Origin of the sequence: Adhaeribacter swui, assembly GCF_014217805.1 — a bacterium.
Taxonomy (GTDB): domain Bacteria; phylum Bacteroidota; class Bacteroidia; order Cytophagales; family Hymenobacteraceae; genus Adhaeribacter; species Adhaeribacter swui.
In genome coordinates this window covers 2860260-2876904 of sequence record NZ_CP055156.1, presented here as the reverse complement: position 1 = coordinate 2876904, position 16645 = coordinate 2860260, and the positions used below count along the sequence as shown (strand labels likewise).

The 16645-nt window shown below is 39.6% G+C and carries 14 protein-coding genes; 4 read left to right on the top strand and 10 right to left on the bottom strand.

Annotated elements, in window-relative coordinates:
- Positions 1 to 5: 5 nt before the first annotated feature.
- From cyoE to HUW51_RS12295, 10 genes are all read right to left on the bottom strand, one after another.
- A complete protein-coding gene (cyoE, locus tag HUW51_RS12340) occupies positions 6 to 902 on the bottom strand; it encodes a heme o synthase (RefSeq protein WP_185274320.1) in 897 nt (298 codons plus the stop codon).
- A complete protein-coding gene (locus tag HUW51_RS12335) occupies positions 902 to 1975 on the bottom strand; it encodes a COX15/CtaA family protein (RefSeq protein ID WP_185274319.1) in 1074 nt (357 codons plus the stop codon). Before HUW51_RS12335 ends, cyoE begins: the two co-directional genes overlap by 1 nt.
- A gap of 8 nt (positions 1976 to 1983) precedes the next feature.
- Complete coding sequence (locus HUW51_RS12330) at positions 1984 to 3813, bottom strand: cytochrome c oxidase subunit I (protein ID WP_185274318.1); 1830 nt, start codon at positions 3811 to 3813, stop codon at positions 1984 to 1986.
- A 307-nt stretch (positions 3814 to 4120) separates the two neighbouring features.
- The gene (locus tag HUW51_RS12325; RefSeq protein WP_185274317.1) at positions 4121 to 5161 is read right to left on the bottom strand and encodes a cytochrome c oxidase subunit II; all 1041 of its coding nucleotides are present in this window, start codon (positions 5159 to 5161) and stop codon (positions 4121 to 4123) included.
- A gap of 24 nt (positions 5162 to 5185) precedes the next feature.
- The gene (locus tag HUW51_RS12320) at positions 5186 to 6460 is read right to left on the bottom strand and encodes a quinol:cytochrome C oxidoreductase (protein ID WP_185274316.1); all 1275 of its coding nucleotides are present in this window, start codon (positions 6458 to 6460) and stop codon (positions 5186 to 5188) included.
- Between the two features lie 46 nt (positions 6461 to 6506).
- Positions 6507 to 7064 carry a c-type cytochrome gene (locus tag HUW51_RS12315; protein ID WP_228467024.1) on the bottom strand — a complete coding sequence of 186 codons (558 nt, stop codon included), beginning with the start codon at positions 7062 to 7064 and terminating at the stop codon, positions 6507 to 6509.
- Between the two features lie 113 nt (positions 7065 to 7177).
- Positions 7178 to 7705, bottom strand: coding sequence for a DUF3341 domain-containing protein (locus HUW51_RS12310; RefSeq protein ID WP_185274314.1), 528 nt, complete (start codon positions 7703 to 7705; stop codon positions 7178 to 7180).
- Positions 7698 to 9125, bottom strand: coding sequence for an NrfD/PsrC family molybdoenzyme membrane anchor subunit (nrfD, locus tag HUW51_RS12305; RefSeq protein ID WP_185274313.1), 1428 nt, complete (start codon positions 9123 to 9125; stop codon positions 7698 to 7700). The genes HUW51_RS12310 and nrfD overlap by 8 nt, the downstream gene beginning before the upstream one ends.
- A gap of 86 nt (positions 9126 to 9211) precedes the next feature.
- Complete coding sequence (locus HUW51_RS12300; protein ID WP_185274312.1) at positions 9212 to 12232, bottom strand: TAT-variant-translocated molybdopterin oxidoreductase; 3021 nt, start codon at positions 12230 to 12232, stop codon at positions 9212 to 9214.
- A 47-nt stretch (positions 12233 to 12279) separates the two neighbouring features.
- Complete coding sequence (locus HUW51_RS12295) at positions 12280 to 13584, bottom strand: c-type cytochrome (protein ID WP_185274311.1); 1305 nt, start codon at positions 13582 to 13584, stop codon at positions 12280 to 12282.
- An 804-nt stretch (positions 13585 to 14388) separates the two neighbouring features.
- Here HUW51_RS12295 and rpsF point away from each other — a divergent pair.
- The 4 genes from rpsF (at position 14389) to HUW51_RS12275 (ending at position 16619) form a co-directional block, all read left to right on the top strand.
- A complete protein-coding gene (gene rpsF / locus HUW51_RS12290) occupies positions 14389 to 14769 on the top strand; it encodes a 30S ribosomal protein S6 (protein WP_185274310.1) in 381 nt (126 codons plus the stop codon).
- A complete protein-coding gene (gene rpsR, locus HUW51_RS12285; RefSeq protein ID WP_026463124.1) occupies positions 14766 to 15017 on the top strand; it encodes a 30S ribosomal protein S18 in 252 nt (83 codons plus the stop codon). The genes rpsF and rpsR overlap by 4 nt, the downstream gene beginning before the upstream one ends.
- A 14-nt stretch (positions 15018 to 15031) precedes the next feature.
- Positions 15032 to 15475, top strand: a complete 444-nt coding sequence (gene rplI / locus HUW51_RS12280; RefSeq protein ID WP_185274309.1) for a 50S ribosomal protein L9 — start codon at positions 15032 to 15034, stop codon at positions 15473 to 15475.
- Positions 15476 to 15632: 157 nt separating this feature from the next.
- Positions 15633 to 16619, top strand: coding sequence for a GSCFA domain-containing protein (locus HUW51_RS12275; RefSeq protein WP_185274308.1), 987 nt, complete (start codon positions 15633 to 15635; stop codon positions 16617 to 16619).
- Positions 16620 to 16645: the final 26 nt, after the last annotated feature.

Here is a 16645-nt window from a genome sequence, read left to right as displayed (position 1 = left end):
CCTATCTATAATTTATCTAATACCAAGGCAATCTGCACAATTGGTAAATACAAAAAAGACCCAAACATAATACTCATAGCGGCCTTTTTAGAGCATGTTTGCATTAAGTAAAGTGTTTGAGCTAAAAACAATACCCCACACATTACCGCAATTATGGCTGATGTTTTACCAGTCATTCCAAACTGCAAAGGCAGCATGCTTAACGGAATTAGTAATAAGGTGTAAGTCATTATCTGAAAAGCAGTTTTTAAATTTTTACCACCTTCCATGGGCAACATTTTAAAACCAGCCCGTTTATAGTCATCATCCAATACCCATGCAATAGCCCAGAAATGCGGAAACTGCCAGGTAAATTGAATGCCAAACAAAATCCATGCTTCAATACTTACTACTCCAGTAGCTGCTACCCATCCTAATAATGGAGGTAATCCGCCTGGTATGGCTCCTACCAAAACACATATGGGCGAAATTCTTTTTAAAGGAGTATAAACAAAGCCGTATAAAATTAACGACATTAATGCAAGCACCGCCGTTAAGGTATTAAAGTAAAAGGCCAATAAGGCTATACCGGCTATGCCCAGTATAAAACTAAAAACAGCTGCTTCAGTGACAGACAAGGCACCAGTAGGTAATGGCCGTTGAGCAGTACGCTTCATTAACTTGTCCAGATCTTTTTCTAAAATCTGATTAACGATATTAGCTGATCCGGTTACTAAAAAGCCGCCCAGCATAATGAATAATACATTTAGGAATTCTAAATGCCCTTCCCCCAGCATATAGCCAATCGCACTCGAAAAAGCTACGGTACTGGATAATCGAAACTTCAGCAAACGAAAAAAATGCTTTACTTTCGTCATGACTAACAAGGCAGGCAATTCTTTTTCTACTTTTTCTACCAACATTATCTAACTGCCAACTTTAACACCCGATTATGGGCGGCGTAATAATAAACGATTAACATGTAAAACTGCAAACCAAATACAATGGTGGCTAAAACTAAATGTATTGGTTGTAAAGCAGCTGGAATGTCAAAATAGGAAATAATTATGCCCACCAGAATTTCTACACCCATACAAGCAAGTAGCCCGTTAGCTAACCGGCTTAAACGAGCATCATGCAAAGCATATAGTTGCCAGCACAAATATACATTCACTACAAATATAAACGCTGAAAAAGTGCGATGTATATAAAAAGTAGTCCCAATCTTACTTATCCAGATATCCCGGCCGGTATAGTTTAGTTCCGAGGCAATAATATCTACTAATTCGCGAACCTGAGTACCTAAAAGAATTTGCGCAAATGATAAAGCAATTACAAAATAAAAAGTACTGTAAACTTTATTACTTGCCTCTTGATGGAGTTGATGAAAAGCGCTTTTTTGCGAACGGGCAACGGCATATATCAACAGAGCAACTAATACCAATGCCAAAGCCATATGAATAGTAACCGTAATTGGCAAAAGATTAGTAGATACTACCAAGGAACCAAGCCAACCTTGAAACCCTACCAGAACAAAGCTGAAAAGGGATAAATAAAATATAACTGGATCTTTCTTTAAATACGGAAAAGAATAAATTAACGTGAGAAATATGAAAATACCAATTAATACTCCCACCAAGCGGTTTAGATATTCAATCCAGGTCTTTGTTACATTAAACTCGGTTTCCAAGTATTGCGATGGATGTTGAAAAATATTTTCAGCAACTTGCGTAAAACCTAAATTTTTTAAAAAACCGGCTAATTTCTCGTTTTTCTGAATACGCTTGTTTTTATAAACTTCCAGGTAATTTGTAGGTAATTGGCTAACATTAGTAGGAGGAACCCAACTACCAAAGCACTTAGGCCAGTCTGGGCAACCCATTCCTGAACCAGTACTCCGAACGACTCCTCCTACTAAGATTAAAAAATATACTGAAGCAATAGTTAGAACTCCTATATTTCTAAATCTTTTAGAACTAAAAGATTTATTACTCATATTTCTAGTTATTCAAGCTCCTTTTCGTTTGGCAAATTAGAAGACTTAGTTTGTGAAAATGGCACGGTTTGCGGAATATAATCTTCTTCAGCGCCTGGTTTAGAATAATCATAAGGCCATCTGTAAACAGTTGGGATTGGACCTGGCCAGTTACCATGGCCAAGTACTACCGGCGTAGTCCATTCTAATGTATTCGATTTCCATGGATTTTGCTCAGCCCGACGTCCGCGGAAAATGCTATAAACGAAGTTAAATAAGAAGAGAAACTGTCCCAGGAACGCCAGTATAGCTGCAATACTGATGAACATATTTAAATCAGCGAACTGGTTAAATGTTTCAAAAGCGGTCCAGGAATAGTAGCGGCGCGGGAAACCAGCAATACCCACGTAGTGCATTGGTAAAAACACCAAATAAACACCTAAGAAAGTAAGCCAGAAATGCACATAGCCCAATTTCTCGTCCATCATGCGGCCAAACATTTTAGGGAACCAATGATAAACGCCGGCAAACATACCAAAGAAAGCAGATGAACCCATTACCAAGTGGAAGTGAGCCACTACAAAATAGGTATTGTGTAACTGAATATCTACCGCTGAGTTTCCTAATAATATACCGGTTAAACCACCCGAAATAAATAAAGACACAAAGCCAATTGAAAACAACATGGCGGTAGTAAATACAATATTTCCTCGCCACAATGTAGCTAACCAGTTAAATACTTTTACTGCCGATGGTACCGCAATAATCAAGGTTAAGAACATGAAAACCGAGCCTAAAAACGGATTCATCCCGGATACGAACATGTGGTGCGCCCATACTACGAGCGACAGTATGGCAATACCTAAAATAGAACCGATCATAGCACGATAACCGAAAATAGGTTTACGCGCATTAGTAGATAACACTTCGGATACAATACCCATAGCAGGTAATATAACTATATAAACTTCCGGGTGACCCAAGAACCAGAATAAGTGCTGGAATAAGATAGGGCTACCACCCGTGTTTGATAAAGCTTCTCCAGCTATATAGATATCAGAAAGGTAGAAACTGGTACCGAAGCTACGGTCAAAAATTAACAACAAGGCGCATGAAAAAAGTACTGGGAAAGAAAGAACCCCCAGAATAGCAGTTACTAAAAATGCCCATATTGTTAAAGGCAGTTTAGTCATGGACATTCCGTTTGTACGCAAGTTTAGTACTGTAGTAATATAGTTAATACCACCTAACAACTGCGATACAATAAAGAGGGCCATTGAAACGAGCCACAAGGTCATACCCGCACCAGATCCTGGAATCGCTTGCGGTAAAGCACTTAAAGGTGGGTATATCGTCCAGCCCGCACTAGCAGGTCCAGTTTCCAAAAACAAGGATATGAACATAATAACACTGGATAAAAAGAAAAACCAGTAAGAAAGCATGTTCATAAATCCAGAAGCCATATCCCGGGCTCCTACCTGTAGCGGAATTAAGAAGTTACTAAAAGTACCGCTTAGGCCCGCTGTAAGCACGAAAAATACCATGATGGTGCCATGCAGGGTAACTAATGCCAGGTAAAATTCTTGATTTAACTTACCACCTTCAACCCACTTACCCAAAATAGGTTCTAACCAAGGCATGGTTTCGTTTGGCCAACCTAGTTGAATACGAAATAAGCTGGAAAGTGCGCCGCCAATAAAAGCCCAAATAATACCGGTTATAAGAAATTGTTTGGCAATTACTTTATGGTCCTGGCTAAAAATATATTTAAAAATAAATGGCTGATCATGATGGTCGTGATCATGCTCTTCGTGTGCTACCGGCACGTTATTGTGTAAAGAGATATCGGTGCTTGCCATGTGAAAAAATTTATTCGTTTCTTTTTTGTCCTACTAATACTAAGCTTTATTTAACATATCGGCTATAGGCCAAAGAAAGCTATCCTCTTATATGATACTTATTTTAAGTTGATCTTAGGAGTTAAAAATTTAAAATTTTAAAAAATAAGTTCAATTTTTTTCTTGTAGAAGCATTCATTTGCTTACAAACTTTAAACGTCTTCTAGCTTCCTATATTACACCAGATCTTACTAGCTGATAGTTTTATAGTTTTCGTAAATTTTTAAAATTTTAAATTTCTAATGCTAAAATCAATTATCCTAGATTTTTACAAGGAAGCTTTATTGGTTTCATTCGATTCCAAAACAATTCCTTGGGGCGATTTTCCATTTTGTAGTAATTCCGGCTTATCCGCTACAAACGCTTTCTGGCTATCTATCCATTTTTGATAATCTTCCGGCTCATCCACTATAACTACAGCCCGCATGGCAAAGTGGTTGGCACCGCAAATCTGGTTACACACCAACTCATATTTAAAGTCGGGGTTACCTGTTTCAGTTGCCATATCGGCCGTAGTTTTTGTTGGCACAAACCAAAACTTCGTAGGCATACCGGGTACCGCGTGCATCTGCGCCCGGAAGTGCGGCAGGTAAAAACTATGCAGTACATCGCGGGAGCGAATCTTAAATAATACAGGTCGGCCTTTAGGAATATGTATTTCGCTTGGCACTATATCATCTATACTATTTTGATCCGAAAAATCAATACCGAGTTCATTGGTTGCATCAATCAACTTTGTTTTTACGGTTCCTAATGCATTGTCAGCACCTGGGTAGCGCACAATCCAGTTAAATTGCTTGCCAACAATTTCCACCACTAACGCTTCTTTAGGTGCCGGGTCTGTGATTTTAGTCCAGGTTTTCCAACCTTTGAAAACCAACAGGGCCATAACAACGGCCGGAATAATAGTCCAGATTATTTCAATTTTGTTATTATGCGGAAAGAAATAAGCTCTTTTCTCTTCTTTATACTGGTAACGGTATGAATAATAAAATAGTAATATTTGAGTAATTACGAATACAATTGCCAGAATTACCATGGTCAGCCAAAACATATCATCAATCCAAACCCCGTGTACTGACCCTACAGGAATATGTATTCTTTTTTCAGCATTCTGGAAAGACCAAATAAAGGCAATGCCACCAATTATTAAGAAAAGTAAAAGTAAAACGGCGTTTACCTTATTACTTTTACCTACTCTTTTCTGAAAACTTCCACTAAATATGGAAGATAAAATTTGTATTCGAAAGAGTAGAGCTAATATGACTCCAATCAGAATTAATGATATTATTATCGCAAATGTAATCATTATAGGATGCTTTTAATTTTTTGCTTAAACTGTATGGTGAACACTTTCTTCCAGGAACGGGTGATTAACAGGAACCAATGAAGCTTTGCTTAAGCCTCTTGTGAAGGTTAACAAAAATATACCTAAAAATGTAAGTGCAGCACCCAACTCTATAAATCCGAAACCACTTTCCCCACGCAATGTTCCTGGCATGATCATCAAGTAAAAATCTAACCAATGCCCTACTAATATGGCTATACAAACCAATTTTAACATGATCATTTGGCGTTTTGCATCTCTAGTCATTAAAACAAGGAAAGGGAATACGAAATTTACTAGAAGATTAACAAAGAAGATCCAGGTATAATGATCTTGGTACCCGCTTAGTCTCTCCATAAAGTAAATAGATTCTTCCGGTATGTTCGCGTACCAAATAAGCATAAACTGTGAGAACCACACGTAAGTCCAGAAAATGCTAAACGCAAACACAAATTTACCTAAATCGTGCAAGTGGTTTGCATTAACCATTTTCATGTACCCATTTTGCTTTAGGATAATCACAGTTAAGGTAGTAGCAGCTAATCCGGAAACAAACCAACTGGCAAATACATACCAGCCAAACATAGTACTGAACCAGTGGGTATCAATTGAAAGAACCCAATCCCAAGCTGAAAGAGAAGAAGTAACGCCGAATACTACCAGGAACATGGCACCTATGCGAATGCTCTTATTATAGTATTCCAATCCGCCTTCTAAATCTTCTGCTAATGATTGTTTTCTCATCCAAAGGAAGAATATAATCCACAGGGCAAAATATCCTACCATGCGTATCAGGTAAAATGGAATATTTAAAAATCCGGCTTTACCAGCTATAATGGGATCGTAGTTTGGATTACCTACTTCGTATAAAGTATGATCTGTCCAGTGAAATAATTCGTGTTGACCAAGTAAAAATACGGCTAACATAATAACTCCACCTACTGGTAAGTAATAGCTTAATGCTTCTAGTACCCGCTTTATAAGAACGGACCATCCTGCATACGCCACGTATTGTACCGCAGTGAAAAACAACCCAATTACAGCAATACCAGTAAAATACACATTGTTCAACCACAAATTAGCGAACAAACGGTTTTTCCAGGTAATTGCGTGATGCCCGCCAGCACTAGCAGCTTCGTGTTCGCCGCCACCGCCGTGATGACCGCCACCACCGTTCATAGTTAAAAATATCCCCAAAATCAGCAGTACCAAACCTAGCCCAATCATCAAGTACAACCGGTTGTTTGTTCTTCCAGAAATATTTAATCTTTCTTCTAACATTATTTGTAAAATTTACGCTTGTGTTTAACTATTAGAACCTGGTTGGTTATTCTGTTGCTGTAGTACCTGTTGCTTGTTGCACATTATCACCATCTGAAGAAGAAGCTTCTGTTGCTGCTTCGCTATCTACTTGGTTGGTTTGCTCACCCGCGCCTTGCAGAACATTCTTCACGTACAACGAAATTTTCCACCGTTCCTCTGGATTAACCTGAGAACCATGGGGCATCATCCGGCCTTTACCATTGGTAATTACGTGATAAATATGACCTAAGCTGGCAGTTTTTAAAGCATCTGATTGCAGATTAGCTACCCCCTTAAACTTTTGACCAACTAAACCGTCGCCTTTACCTTCAGCGCCGTGGCAGTGCTGGCAAAATCTTTCGTACAACACCTGACCTTCTTCTAAAACCTGATCATTTACAGCTAAAGGATTTTTTAAATTATTTGCTTGATTCAAGCTATCATTCTTAGGAATGTGGTTGAAATAAGCCAGCTTACCTCTAGGTATGGTATTCTTTGCTGGAACCCGCATATTCATGCGACCCGGATTTATAGTGTTATAGTCTGCTTGCTTTAATGCCTCGTAAGCAACGTCGTCATACATTTGAGGCGCATACTGTGTTCCGGTGTCATTTGGCTCTTTACTACAAGAAAATAACGATACGGAAGCAAAGATTACCAAAGAATTTCTTAGCGTATCTTTTATTGTATTTCTCATTATTCTTCTACCTCCTTCTGGTTTACTTCCACAGCTCCATTCGAGCGAAGCAGGTCATTTACTTTAGTTATATCAGTTACTCCTTCTTTTACTTCAATAGCCATTACAAATTTATCATCTGTAGAGCGCACATCCAGTACGGGTACTTTTAATCGGGGGTACAAACCGCATACAATTAAAAAGGTTAAAACCATCCCGTGGGCAGTACAGAATACCGTTAATTCAAAGCTAACCGGAATAAAAGAGGGTAATGCAACATGTGGTTTACCGCCAATAATCATGGGCCAATCATATCCCATCATATATATCTGCATCCACAAGGCAAAAGCGAGTCCGCAGCAACCGTACAAAAAGGCAGCTATAGGTAAACGGGAACGCTTAATTCCTAATACATCGTCAATTCCATGAACAGGAAATGGCGTAAAAACTTCGTATATCTTAGTTCCGGCGGCTCTTATATTTTCAATAGCATGAAGTAAAACTTCTTCATCTTCAAAAACGCCAAGAATAAACTTCTTATTAGTCATGATGCTTGTTTTGATGAGTTACAGGTGTAGTAGCGTGCATGGATTTTTCAGGGTCTAAAGAATGTGGTACCCCTGAAGATGATTTTAAAATAGTTTTAACTTCAAACATGTTTACCACCGGAAAATACTTGGCAAATAACAGGAACAGTGTGAAGAATAATCCTAAAGTACCCACATAAATACCAATATCTATGCTGCTTGGCGAGAACATAACCCAACTAGATGGCAGATAATCTCGGTGCAAGGAGGTAACAATAATTACAAATCGCTCGAACCACATACCTATATTCACGAATATGGTAATGATAAAGGTAGCCACAATACTTCTTCTGATTTTACGAATCCAAAAAAGCTGGGGAGTAATAACGTTACAGGTCATCATGGACCAATATGCCCACCAGTAAGGTCCGGTAGCCCGGTTAATAAAGGCATATTGCTCATATTCAACACCAGAGTACCAGGCAATAAAGAACTCTGTTATATAAGCTACCCCTACAATAGAACCTGTTAAAATAATTACTTTGTTCATAGATTCAATATGTTCCAAAGTAATGTAATCTTTCAACCGGAACACATCACGGGTTATAATCATTAGCGTTAATACCATCGCAAATCCGGAGAAAATAGCACCAGCTACGAAATAAGGCGGGAATATAGTGGTATGCCAACCCGGAATTACCGCTGTTGCAAAGTCCATTGATACAATGGTGTGTACCGAAAGTACTAGTGGCGTAGAAACACCCGCTAATATAAGTGACACGGTTTCGTAACGAGACCAATGCTTAGCGGAGCCTTTCCAACCTAAACTTAATAAAGCATATGCCCGGCGTGCAATCGGTCCTGTTGCTCTATCGCGAATGGTTGCAAAATCCGGCACGAGACCTAAATACCAAAATACTAAAGAAACAGTAAAGTAAGTAGAGATCGCAAATACGTCCCAGAGTAAGGGAGAATTAAAGTTTACCCACAAAGAACCAAAGGTATTTGGCAAAGGTAAAACCCAGTATGCTAACCAAGGGCGCCCCATGTGTAATACCGGGAACATGGCCGCACAGATAACCGCAAATATAGTCATCGCTTCTGCTGCCCGGTTGATAGAGCTTCTCCACTTTTGGCGGAATAACAAAAGAATGGCAGAGATAAGCGTTCCGGCATGACCAATACCTACCCACCACACGAAGTTGGTAATATCCCATGCCCATCCTACGGTTTTATTTAAGCCCCATTCTCCAATCCCATACCATAAGGTGCGATAAACAGAGTAAATAAAAATGCCCAAAAAGAATAAGGCTACGGCCAAAGCGATTGCCCATCGGATATTAGGTTTCGCTTCTACCTGCCGGCTAACATCTTCCGTGATGTCATGGTATGTTTTTCCCCCAGTTACTAGAGGTTCCCTTATCGGAGATACATGCTGCATATACTTATTTTATTTTTCTTAGATTAATTCTTCCGTTTTAATAGTACGGACTTTGGCAGTCACTGTCTACAATTCTATTTCCCTAATTAAGCCAGATTTCTAATCTTCGTTAAATAGGTAACGTTTGGCTGTGTATTAATTTCTTCCAACACATGGAACGCTCTTTCACCTTGTTGTTCCCGTAATACTTGGGAAATTTGGCTTTCCGGATCTTTCATGTCGCCAAATATAATGGCGTTTGTAGGACAAGACTGAGCGCAGGCTGTAACTATTTCACCATCTTTCGGCCGGCGATTTTGTTTTTTAGCTTCTAATTTACCTAATTGAATCCGTTGCACGCAGAAGCTACATTTCTCCATTACCCCTCTGGCTCGAACAGTAACATCCGGATTTAAGACCATCCGGCCTAAATCTGAATTCATTTGCGGATTTGGTTCAGCAAATTTTTCGTTGTCGTAATAAGCAAACCAGTTAAAACGGCGTACTTTATACGGGCAGTTATTGGCGCAATAACGGGTACCTACGCAACGGTTATAAACCATTTGGTTTAAACCTTCTGTGCTGTGCATGGTAGCTGCAACCGGACATACGGTTTCGCAAGGAGCATGATTACAATGCTGGCACAACATAGGTTGGAAAATAACCGACGGATTTTCTGAAGGCTCTTCCATAGCATGGTATTTCTCCACAGTACCTTTACCTTCATCCGACTTATGCGCATCACTGCTGTAATACCGGTCAATCCGCAACCATTGCATTTCACGGCGATTCAACACCTCTTGCTTGCCCACTACGGCCACATTGTTTTCTACCTGGCAGGCTACAGAGCAAGAAGAACAACCAATACAAGAGTTCAAGTCGATGACCATACCCCAATGGTGATTCTTATATTCGTAATCTTGCCACAAAGAAACCTTTGCCGGAGTTTGAGCGCCTTCTGGTGTGGCTATCTTTACATACTCCGTTACACTTTTCGGATCTTTCTTATATTTATCTAAAGTAGATTCTTGCACAACCAACCGATCCATAATGGTATGGTGGGTTTGGGTTTGTGCAATTGGTTTTTGAGCTCCTGTTTTCTTTAGAGTTACGGTATTACCATAAACTAACCCATTATTAACAACAGAAATCAGTTTATAAGCATTTGCTCCTACTCCGTTAGCTGCCGGACCTGTATGCGTACGGCCGTAACCGGTGGCAATACCTACTGATCCTTTTGCCTGACCTGGTTGAATAAGCGCTGGCAACTCAACAGTTACCCCGTTAGCACTTACACTAAGTATATCATTTTGCTCTACTCCCATTTCCACGGCAATGGCCCGTGGTAGTGTAACATAATTATCCCAGGTTGCTTTGGTAATTGGGTCAGAAGTTTCTTGTAACCAAGGGTTATTTGCTTCGTAACCAGGCCCAATATTTACTTTCTCATAAATTACAGCTTCAATGCCTTTACCAGCGGCACTAGCTGCCTTATTTATAGCTACTGCTGCCGCCGCTAAGGTCATAGCGGGTGCAGTTGTTTTGGCAGTATTGAAACTAGAAACTCCAGTACCTGAATAAACTCCATCATGGATGGCTTTATCCCAGGCAGCTTGCGATCCTAATACACCTCGCCAGTTATTTTGTAAGTAATCGTAGTAAGAAGTATTATTACCAGACCATTTTAGCAGGCTTTCCTGTGCCTGACGGGTTTGGAATAAAGGGGAAATAGCAGGTTGAGAGAAGCTAAATTGTCCGCGTTTTGGCTCATAATCATTCCATGATTCCAGGTAATTATGATCCGGACAAACATAAGCAACACGCGCCACCGTTTCATCCATCCGGTCGGTTAAGGCAATGCTAAATGGCACTTTTTCTAGACCGCTAATTACTTTTTCGGCTTGCGGATGATCATATACCGGATTAGCTCCGTAGAATATAACGGCTCCTACCGTTCCGGCATTCATTTCATTGATTATCCGGATCATGTTGGCATCATCGCCTTGGCGTACCAGGGAAGGAGTTGTATCTATAGTAGTACCTTCAGCTCCGAGTGCCCGGTTAATTTCAGTTACCAACATTTGTACTGCTGGATCATTTGAACCAGCTACTACCAATGCAGCACCTTTGTTAGCTAATAACTCTTTTGCGGCAGCATCTAACCTAGCGTTATTGTAGGCAGGTGCATTAATTGGCTGAGCTGCAATTTTATTATATAGGGCAGCAACAACTAAGGCTTGTTCTGATGGTTTTACCGGCACCCGTATATCAGCGTTAGCTCCTGTAAGAGAAAGCGTAGATTCAAACTGGTAGTGCCGGGACATAGCCGGATTAGTTTTGCTAACCTTACGGGTAGTAATATATTGCTTTGCGTATTCAACCGGCGATAACCAAGTTCCCAGGAAATCAGCGCCAACACTTACAATTACTCTGGCTTTGCTGAAATCGTAACCCGGAATTACACCTCCGTTTGCTTTTAAAAGACCCGAAGCAGAGTTCGGATCGTATGTTACATGTTCAAAAGAAGTAAATTTTCCACCAAATTCATTAATGGCCCGCTTGGTTGTAGGACTTATTATGGTATTGGATATAAGCGCAACTTTACCTTTTACACCTCTTAACTTAGAAGTAATTTCACCATCTACTTTCTCCCAGGTAGCAGACTTTCCGTTGATTAAAGGAGCTTGCAAACGGTTTTTATCGTATAAACTTAACACAGAAGCTTGCGCTCTGGAGCTAAGGCCACCTTTAGTAACTGGTGACAAGCCGTTTCCTTCTAATTTTATGGGCCGACCCTCACGGGTTTTAACTAATACACTATTGTAATCGCTGCCCACAAAATAAGTAGAAGCATACCAGTTTGCGATACCTGGATCTACTTCTTCAGGTTTATTTAAGTATGGTATTGCCTTTCTTACCGGCGCTTCGCAAGCAGCAAGCGTAGTTGCAGCAATACCAAATCCTAGTAATTTCAGGAAATCGCGGCGGGGCGCTACTTCCTTATCACCTGCGTTATTTGTTTCTTTTACCGGAAGGAATTCAGCAAACTCATTATGTTTTGTTTTGTTGAATTCGGGAGTGTTTTCGAGCTCTTCCAGCCCTTTCCAGTACTTAATTGTTTCTTGCATATATATTATAAAGAAAACTCAGATTCTTAATTTAACTCAGATCAAGATTAATAATGGCATTTAGAACACTCTGTACCACCATTTGATGACACAGTGAATGCCGCTCCTTTATTAGCCTGATCATGCAGTTTTACCAGGTTATCGTAGTATTTATTTCCTTCGGTATTTAAAGGTGTTTCCCGGTGGCAGTTAATACACCAGCCCATAGTAAGCGGGGAATACTGGTAAACCACATCCATATTTTGAATTGGTCCATGGCAGGTCTGGCATTCTATTTTACCTACCTGGGTATGTTGCGAGTGGTTAAAGTATGCTAAGTCCGGCAGGTTATGAATCCGTACCCATTCGATAGGTTTGTTATTTTCAATGGCCCGGTAAATTTTTTGAATCTCCGGTGACTCCTTCTTGATTTGGCTATGGCAATTCATACAGATATTAGCCGAAGGAATGTTAGCGTTTTTGCTTTTGTAAACAGAAGTGTGGCAATAGTTACAGTTAATTTCATGCTGACCAGCGTGCAGGGCGTGCGAGAAAGCGATTGGCTGTGTTGGCTGGTAGCCTTGTTGAATACCTACGCCGTAGGTTTCTTCGATAACTGCATCCAAAACAATTACCGCAAATATTAACCCCACAATTACTTGTACGGCTCTGGATTTATATACTTTAGAAAAATCGAAGCGCTGGTTTACGATTTCTAAATCGCGGCCATCCAGATCTTTTTTACCTTTTAAATAACCGCTTAAAATGTTAGCGATTATTAACAAGGTAATTACCATTACAATAAGCACTACGATAAGGGCAATTAAAACATAGTCCAGGTATTTACCAGATGCACCAGCCGCATTTCCGCCACCTGGGCCATCGGTACCACCTTGTGCTACAGCCGAGCCACCGGTTGCCGGATCAGCTGGCAAAGCAGCAGGAGCCGCACTTGCTTTTTCAATGTATTTAAGAATGGAGGTAATTTGATCGTCAGAGAAAGCAAAGCTTGGCATTTGCTGTTTACCGTACTCATTAAACAAAGCCACTGCATCTTTGTCCCCTTTCTGCACCATCTGGGATGAATTCCGAATCCAGCTAATCAGCCAAGGCAATTTCCGGCGCTTGTGCACATCTTGCAAAGCCGGGCCAACTACTTTCTCGCCAATAGCATGGCAAGAGGCACAATTATTTTTAAACAGGGTTTCACCGGCAGCAGCAACAGCATCATCGCCAGAAGCAGTACCAGCCGTTAAGCCGTCCTGGGCTACAGAAGCCTGCTCACCTTGAGCAAAAGAAGTAGAAACAGTAAAACTTAAAAATAACAGAGATAAAAAGAACGAATATGTTGATTTGATTTTACAGCTAATCATAGCCAGGATCGCTTTTTTAGTAAGGTGAAACTACATTACGGGCACAAATCTACTATGCGAATTCTATTATTCAAACATAATAATCCAGATTTTTGAACCTTCTAATCTGTGCTTAATTTGAGGTTGCTTAATTACATGAATACCAATTAGTAATGACTATTTGATTACCTAATTTAGAATATTTTTAAATTACAAAATATGCATTAATAAAAGGAATAATTTTAAAAATATCCAGCCATTTACGGGAGAGTCATTCGAAAATAAAAACAACATACTTATTAATATAGATGCTGCTACGCTCTTTTACGGAGGCTCCTTCATTCTTTATATACTATTTATATTAGTACCTTAAATACTACTTTTAATTGAATTAGCGTTACTATTATTTATAAGCTTAGTATGTGTATGCGTTTTTAGGAATTACAAATACTAACCTATACAATTAAAAGGATATAGATTCAGGAGTTTTTAAGTATTACTCATTTTTTAAAAGAGAGTTTAAATTTTAACGCTTAAACACGCGTTAAACAGATAAATTCTTGATAATATACTCCTATTGAGTAACCACTACTATTTAAAATAATACTTTAACTAAGTTTCTTACAGAGGTTATTTAAAGGTAACGCGAATAATAGATAAATTAACAAAATCCTGCGTGTTGCTTCATCATTTATGTATACCTATAATATATACTATTATATACGATGCCAGCCAGCAGGTTTTTAATAAAGGTATCTGCTTGTTAGTAAAAGATTTATTCTTATATTTGCAACCTTAACTAAAAATTTAAAAATTTTAAGCCAAATGGTATTAAAAAATTACGAAACGGTCTTTATCCTGACTCCGTTGCTGAACGAAGCGCAGGTGCAAGAAACGGTCGAGAAGTTCAGACAGGTGCTTAAGGAAAATAGCGCCGACATTATTCATGAAGAAAACTGGGGGTTACGTAAATTAGCCTATCCGATTCAGAAAAAATCTACTGGTTTTTACATTCTGATTGAGTTTAGTGCACCATCTACTATTGTAGACCAGTTAGAAATTGCCTACCGCCGCGATGAAAAAGTAATCCGGTTCTTAACTACGGTTTTAGACAAACACGCTCTTTCTTACAACGAGCGTCGTCGTAACGGAGAAATGAATCAGCAGAAAGCTGCTAAAAGAGAGAAGGAGACCCAAGCATCATGAGTTTAGTTAACGAAAAAATCCACAAACAAGATACCCGTAAAAAATACTGCCGCTTTAAGAAAAACGGTATTCAGTATATCGATTACAAAGACGGTAACTTTTTATTAAAATTTGTAAACGAGCAAGGCAAAGTATTGCCTCGTCGTATTACCGGTACCAGCCTTAAGTTTCAGCGTCGGGTAGCGCAAGCAGTAGCCCGTGCCCGTCACTTAGCTATATTACCTTACGTTACTGATTCGTTAAAATAAGGAGGCCAAGAGAAATGGAAGTTATATTAAAAGACGACGTAAAAGGCTTAGGCTTTAAAAACGATATAGTAGAAGTAAAACCAGGATATGGCCGTAACTACTTAATTCCGCAGGGTATCGCCGTAATGGCCGATAAAACCAACAAGAAGATTGTAGCCGAAAATATCCGTCAGGCCGCTCACAAAGCGGAAAAATTAAAATTAGACGCTCAGGCTATTGCCGACCAAATTGGCGATCAGGTATTTGAATTACCTGCCAAAGTAGGTGAAAGCGGTAAAATTTTCGGTGCGGTTACTACCACTCAATTATCCGAAGCTTTACGGGCTAAAGGCATTGAAGTAGACCGTAAGAAAATCTCTTTCGACCAGGAAGTAAAATCTGCTGGTGAGTATACTGCTTCTGTAGCGCTGCACAAAGAAGTAAAACATACCGTACGTTTTAACGTGGTAGCCGAATAAGCTAAACTAAGTTTAGATATAAAAGTCCTGCTGGGTAAACCGGCAGGACTTTTTTGTTTTTAATTATAATATAAGCTTTGTTATAATTACTTCGTTAAAGGCTTATTATAAACCCAGCGTTTTTCAAATAAATACCCATTAACAATTTTTTAAAAAAATGCCTTTTAGCTTCCGTACCGAACTCAGTATACCACCCCAAAACCGGCGGCTGACTTTGCATACACCGGTTTTTACCGCTGGTTCTTGCTTTGCCGAAGTAATGGGCCAGAAAATACAACACTATAAAGTTCCCACGCTGGTTAATCCGTTTGGCACCATTTTCAATCCGGTTTCGCTTTTTACTTTATTGCAAGCGGCATTACAGTCACCGCCAACATTTACCGGGGAATTAGTACAGCGCGAGGAATTGTGGTTGGCTTATGATTTTCATTCCTCTTTTGCTGCCCCTTCGGGCCCTGAACTGTTAATGCGTATTCAGCAAGCAATAACGCAAAGCCATAACTTTTTAAAACAAGCGGATACTCTTGTTTTAACTTTTGGCACTGCCGTAGGATATATCCATAAGGCCAGCAACCAACTGGTGGCAAATTGCCACAAAATACCGCAATCGCAGTTTCAAAAACGCTTATTAGCAATTTCCCAAATAGTAGCATCCTTTAACAGTTTTTACGCTGTCCTGCAGCAAGTAAACCCAAACGCGCGAATTGTTTTAACAGTTAGCCCGGTTCGGCACCTCAAAGAAACCATCGAAGGCAATAGCGTGAGTAAATCTATTTTGCGGGTGGCTTGTCAGGAATTGCAGGAGCGCTATGCAGAAGTTAACTATTTTCCTGCTTACGAGTTACTTTTAGACGATTTACGTGATTATAGATTTTACAAACCCGATCTGATTCATCCGACGGAAGTTGCCGAAGATTATATTTGGGAAAAGTTTAAAACTGCTTACTTCGACCAGGACTTCCAGCAGTTTACCGAAAAATGGGACAAAATCAGGCAAGCGCTGGCGCATAAACCTTTTCATCCGGAATCGGTTAATCATCAACAATTTTTAAAAAAATTGCTTAACCAGCTAGAAGAGTTAAATACCAAAGTTGATTGCCGCAGTGAGATTTCTGCTGTAAAAAAGCAATTAATTGCAGGTTAAAAACAGGTTTTTACGTATGCCTATCA

Coding starts and splice junctions, on each gene's coding strand:
- HUW51_RS12330 (WP_185274318.1), bottom strand. CDS start 3,813: ATGGCAAGCACCGATATCTCTTTACACAATAACGTGCCGGTAGCACAC.
- rplI (WP_185274309.1), top strand. CDS start 15,032: ATGGAAGTTATATTAAAAGACGACGTAAAAGGCTTAGGCTTTAAAAAC.
- HUW51_RS12315 (WP_228467024.1), bottom strand. CDS start 7,064: ATGTATGACGACGTTGCTTACGAGGCATTAAAGCAAGCAGACTATAAC.
- HUW51_RS12320 (WP_185274316.1), bottom strand. CDS start 6,460: ATGTTAGAAGAAAGATTAAATATTTCTGGAAGAACAAACAACCGGTTG.
- rpsR (WP_026463124.1), top strand. CDS start 14,766: ATGAGTTTAGTTAACGAAAAAATCCACAAACAAGATACCCGTAAAAAA.
- rpsF (WP_185274310.1), top strand. CDS start 14,389: ATGGTATTAAAAAATTACGAAACGGTCTTTATCCTGACTCCGTTGCTG.
- HUW51_RS12310 (WP_185274314.1), bottom strand. CDS start 7,705: ATGACTAATAAGAAGTTTATTCTTGGCGTTTTTGAAGATGAAGAAGTT.
- HUW51_RS12335 (WP_185274319.1), bottom strand. CDS start 1,975: ATGAGTAATAAATCTTTTAGTTCTAAAAGATTTAGAAATATAGGAGTT.
- cyoE (WP_185274320.1), bottom strand. CDS start 902: ATGTTGGTAGAAAAAGTAGAAAAAGAATTGCCTGCCTTGTTAGTCATG.
- HUW51_RS12300 (WP_185274312.1), bottom strand. CDS start 12,232: ATGCAAGAAACAATTAAGTACTGGAAAGGGCTGGAAGAGCTCGAAAAC.
- HUW51_RS12325 (WP_185274317.1), bottom strand. CDS start 5,161: ATGATTACATTTGCGATAATAATATCATTAATTCTGATTGGAGTCATA.
- HUW51_RS12275 (WP_185274308.1), top strand. CDS start 15,633: ATGCCTTTTAGCTTCCGTACCGAACTCAGTATACCACCCCAAAACCGG.
- HUW51_RS12295 (WP_185274311.1), bottom strand. CDS start 13,584: ATGATTAGCTGTAAAATCAAATCAACATATTCGTTCTTTTTATCTCTG.
- nrfD (WP_185274313.1), bottom strand. CDS start 9,125: ATGCAGCATGTATCTCCGATAAGGGAACCTCTAGTAACTGGGGGAAAA.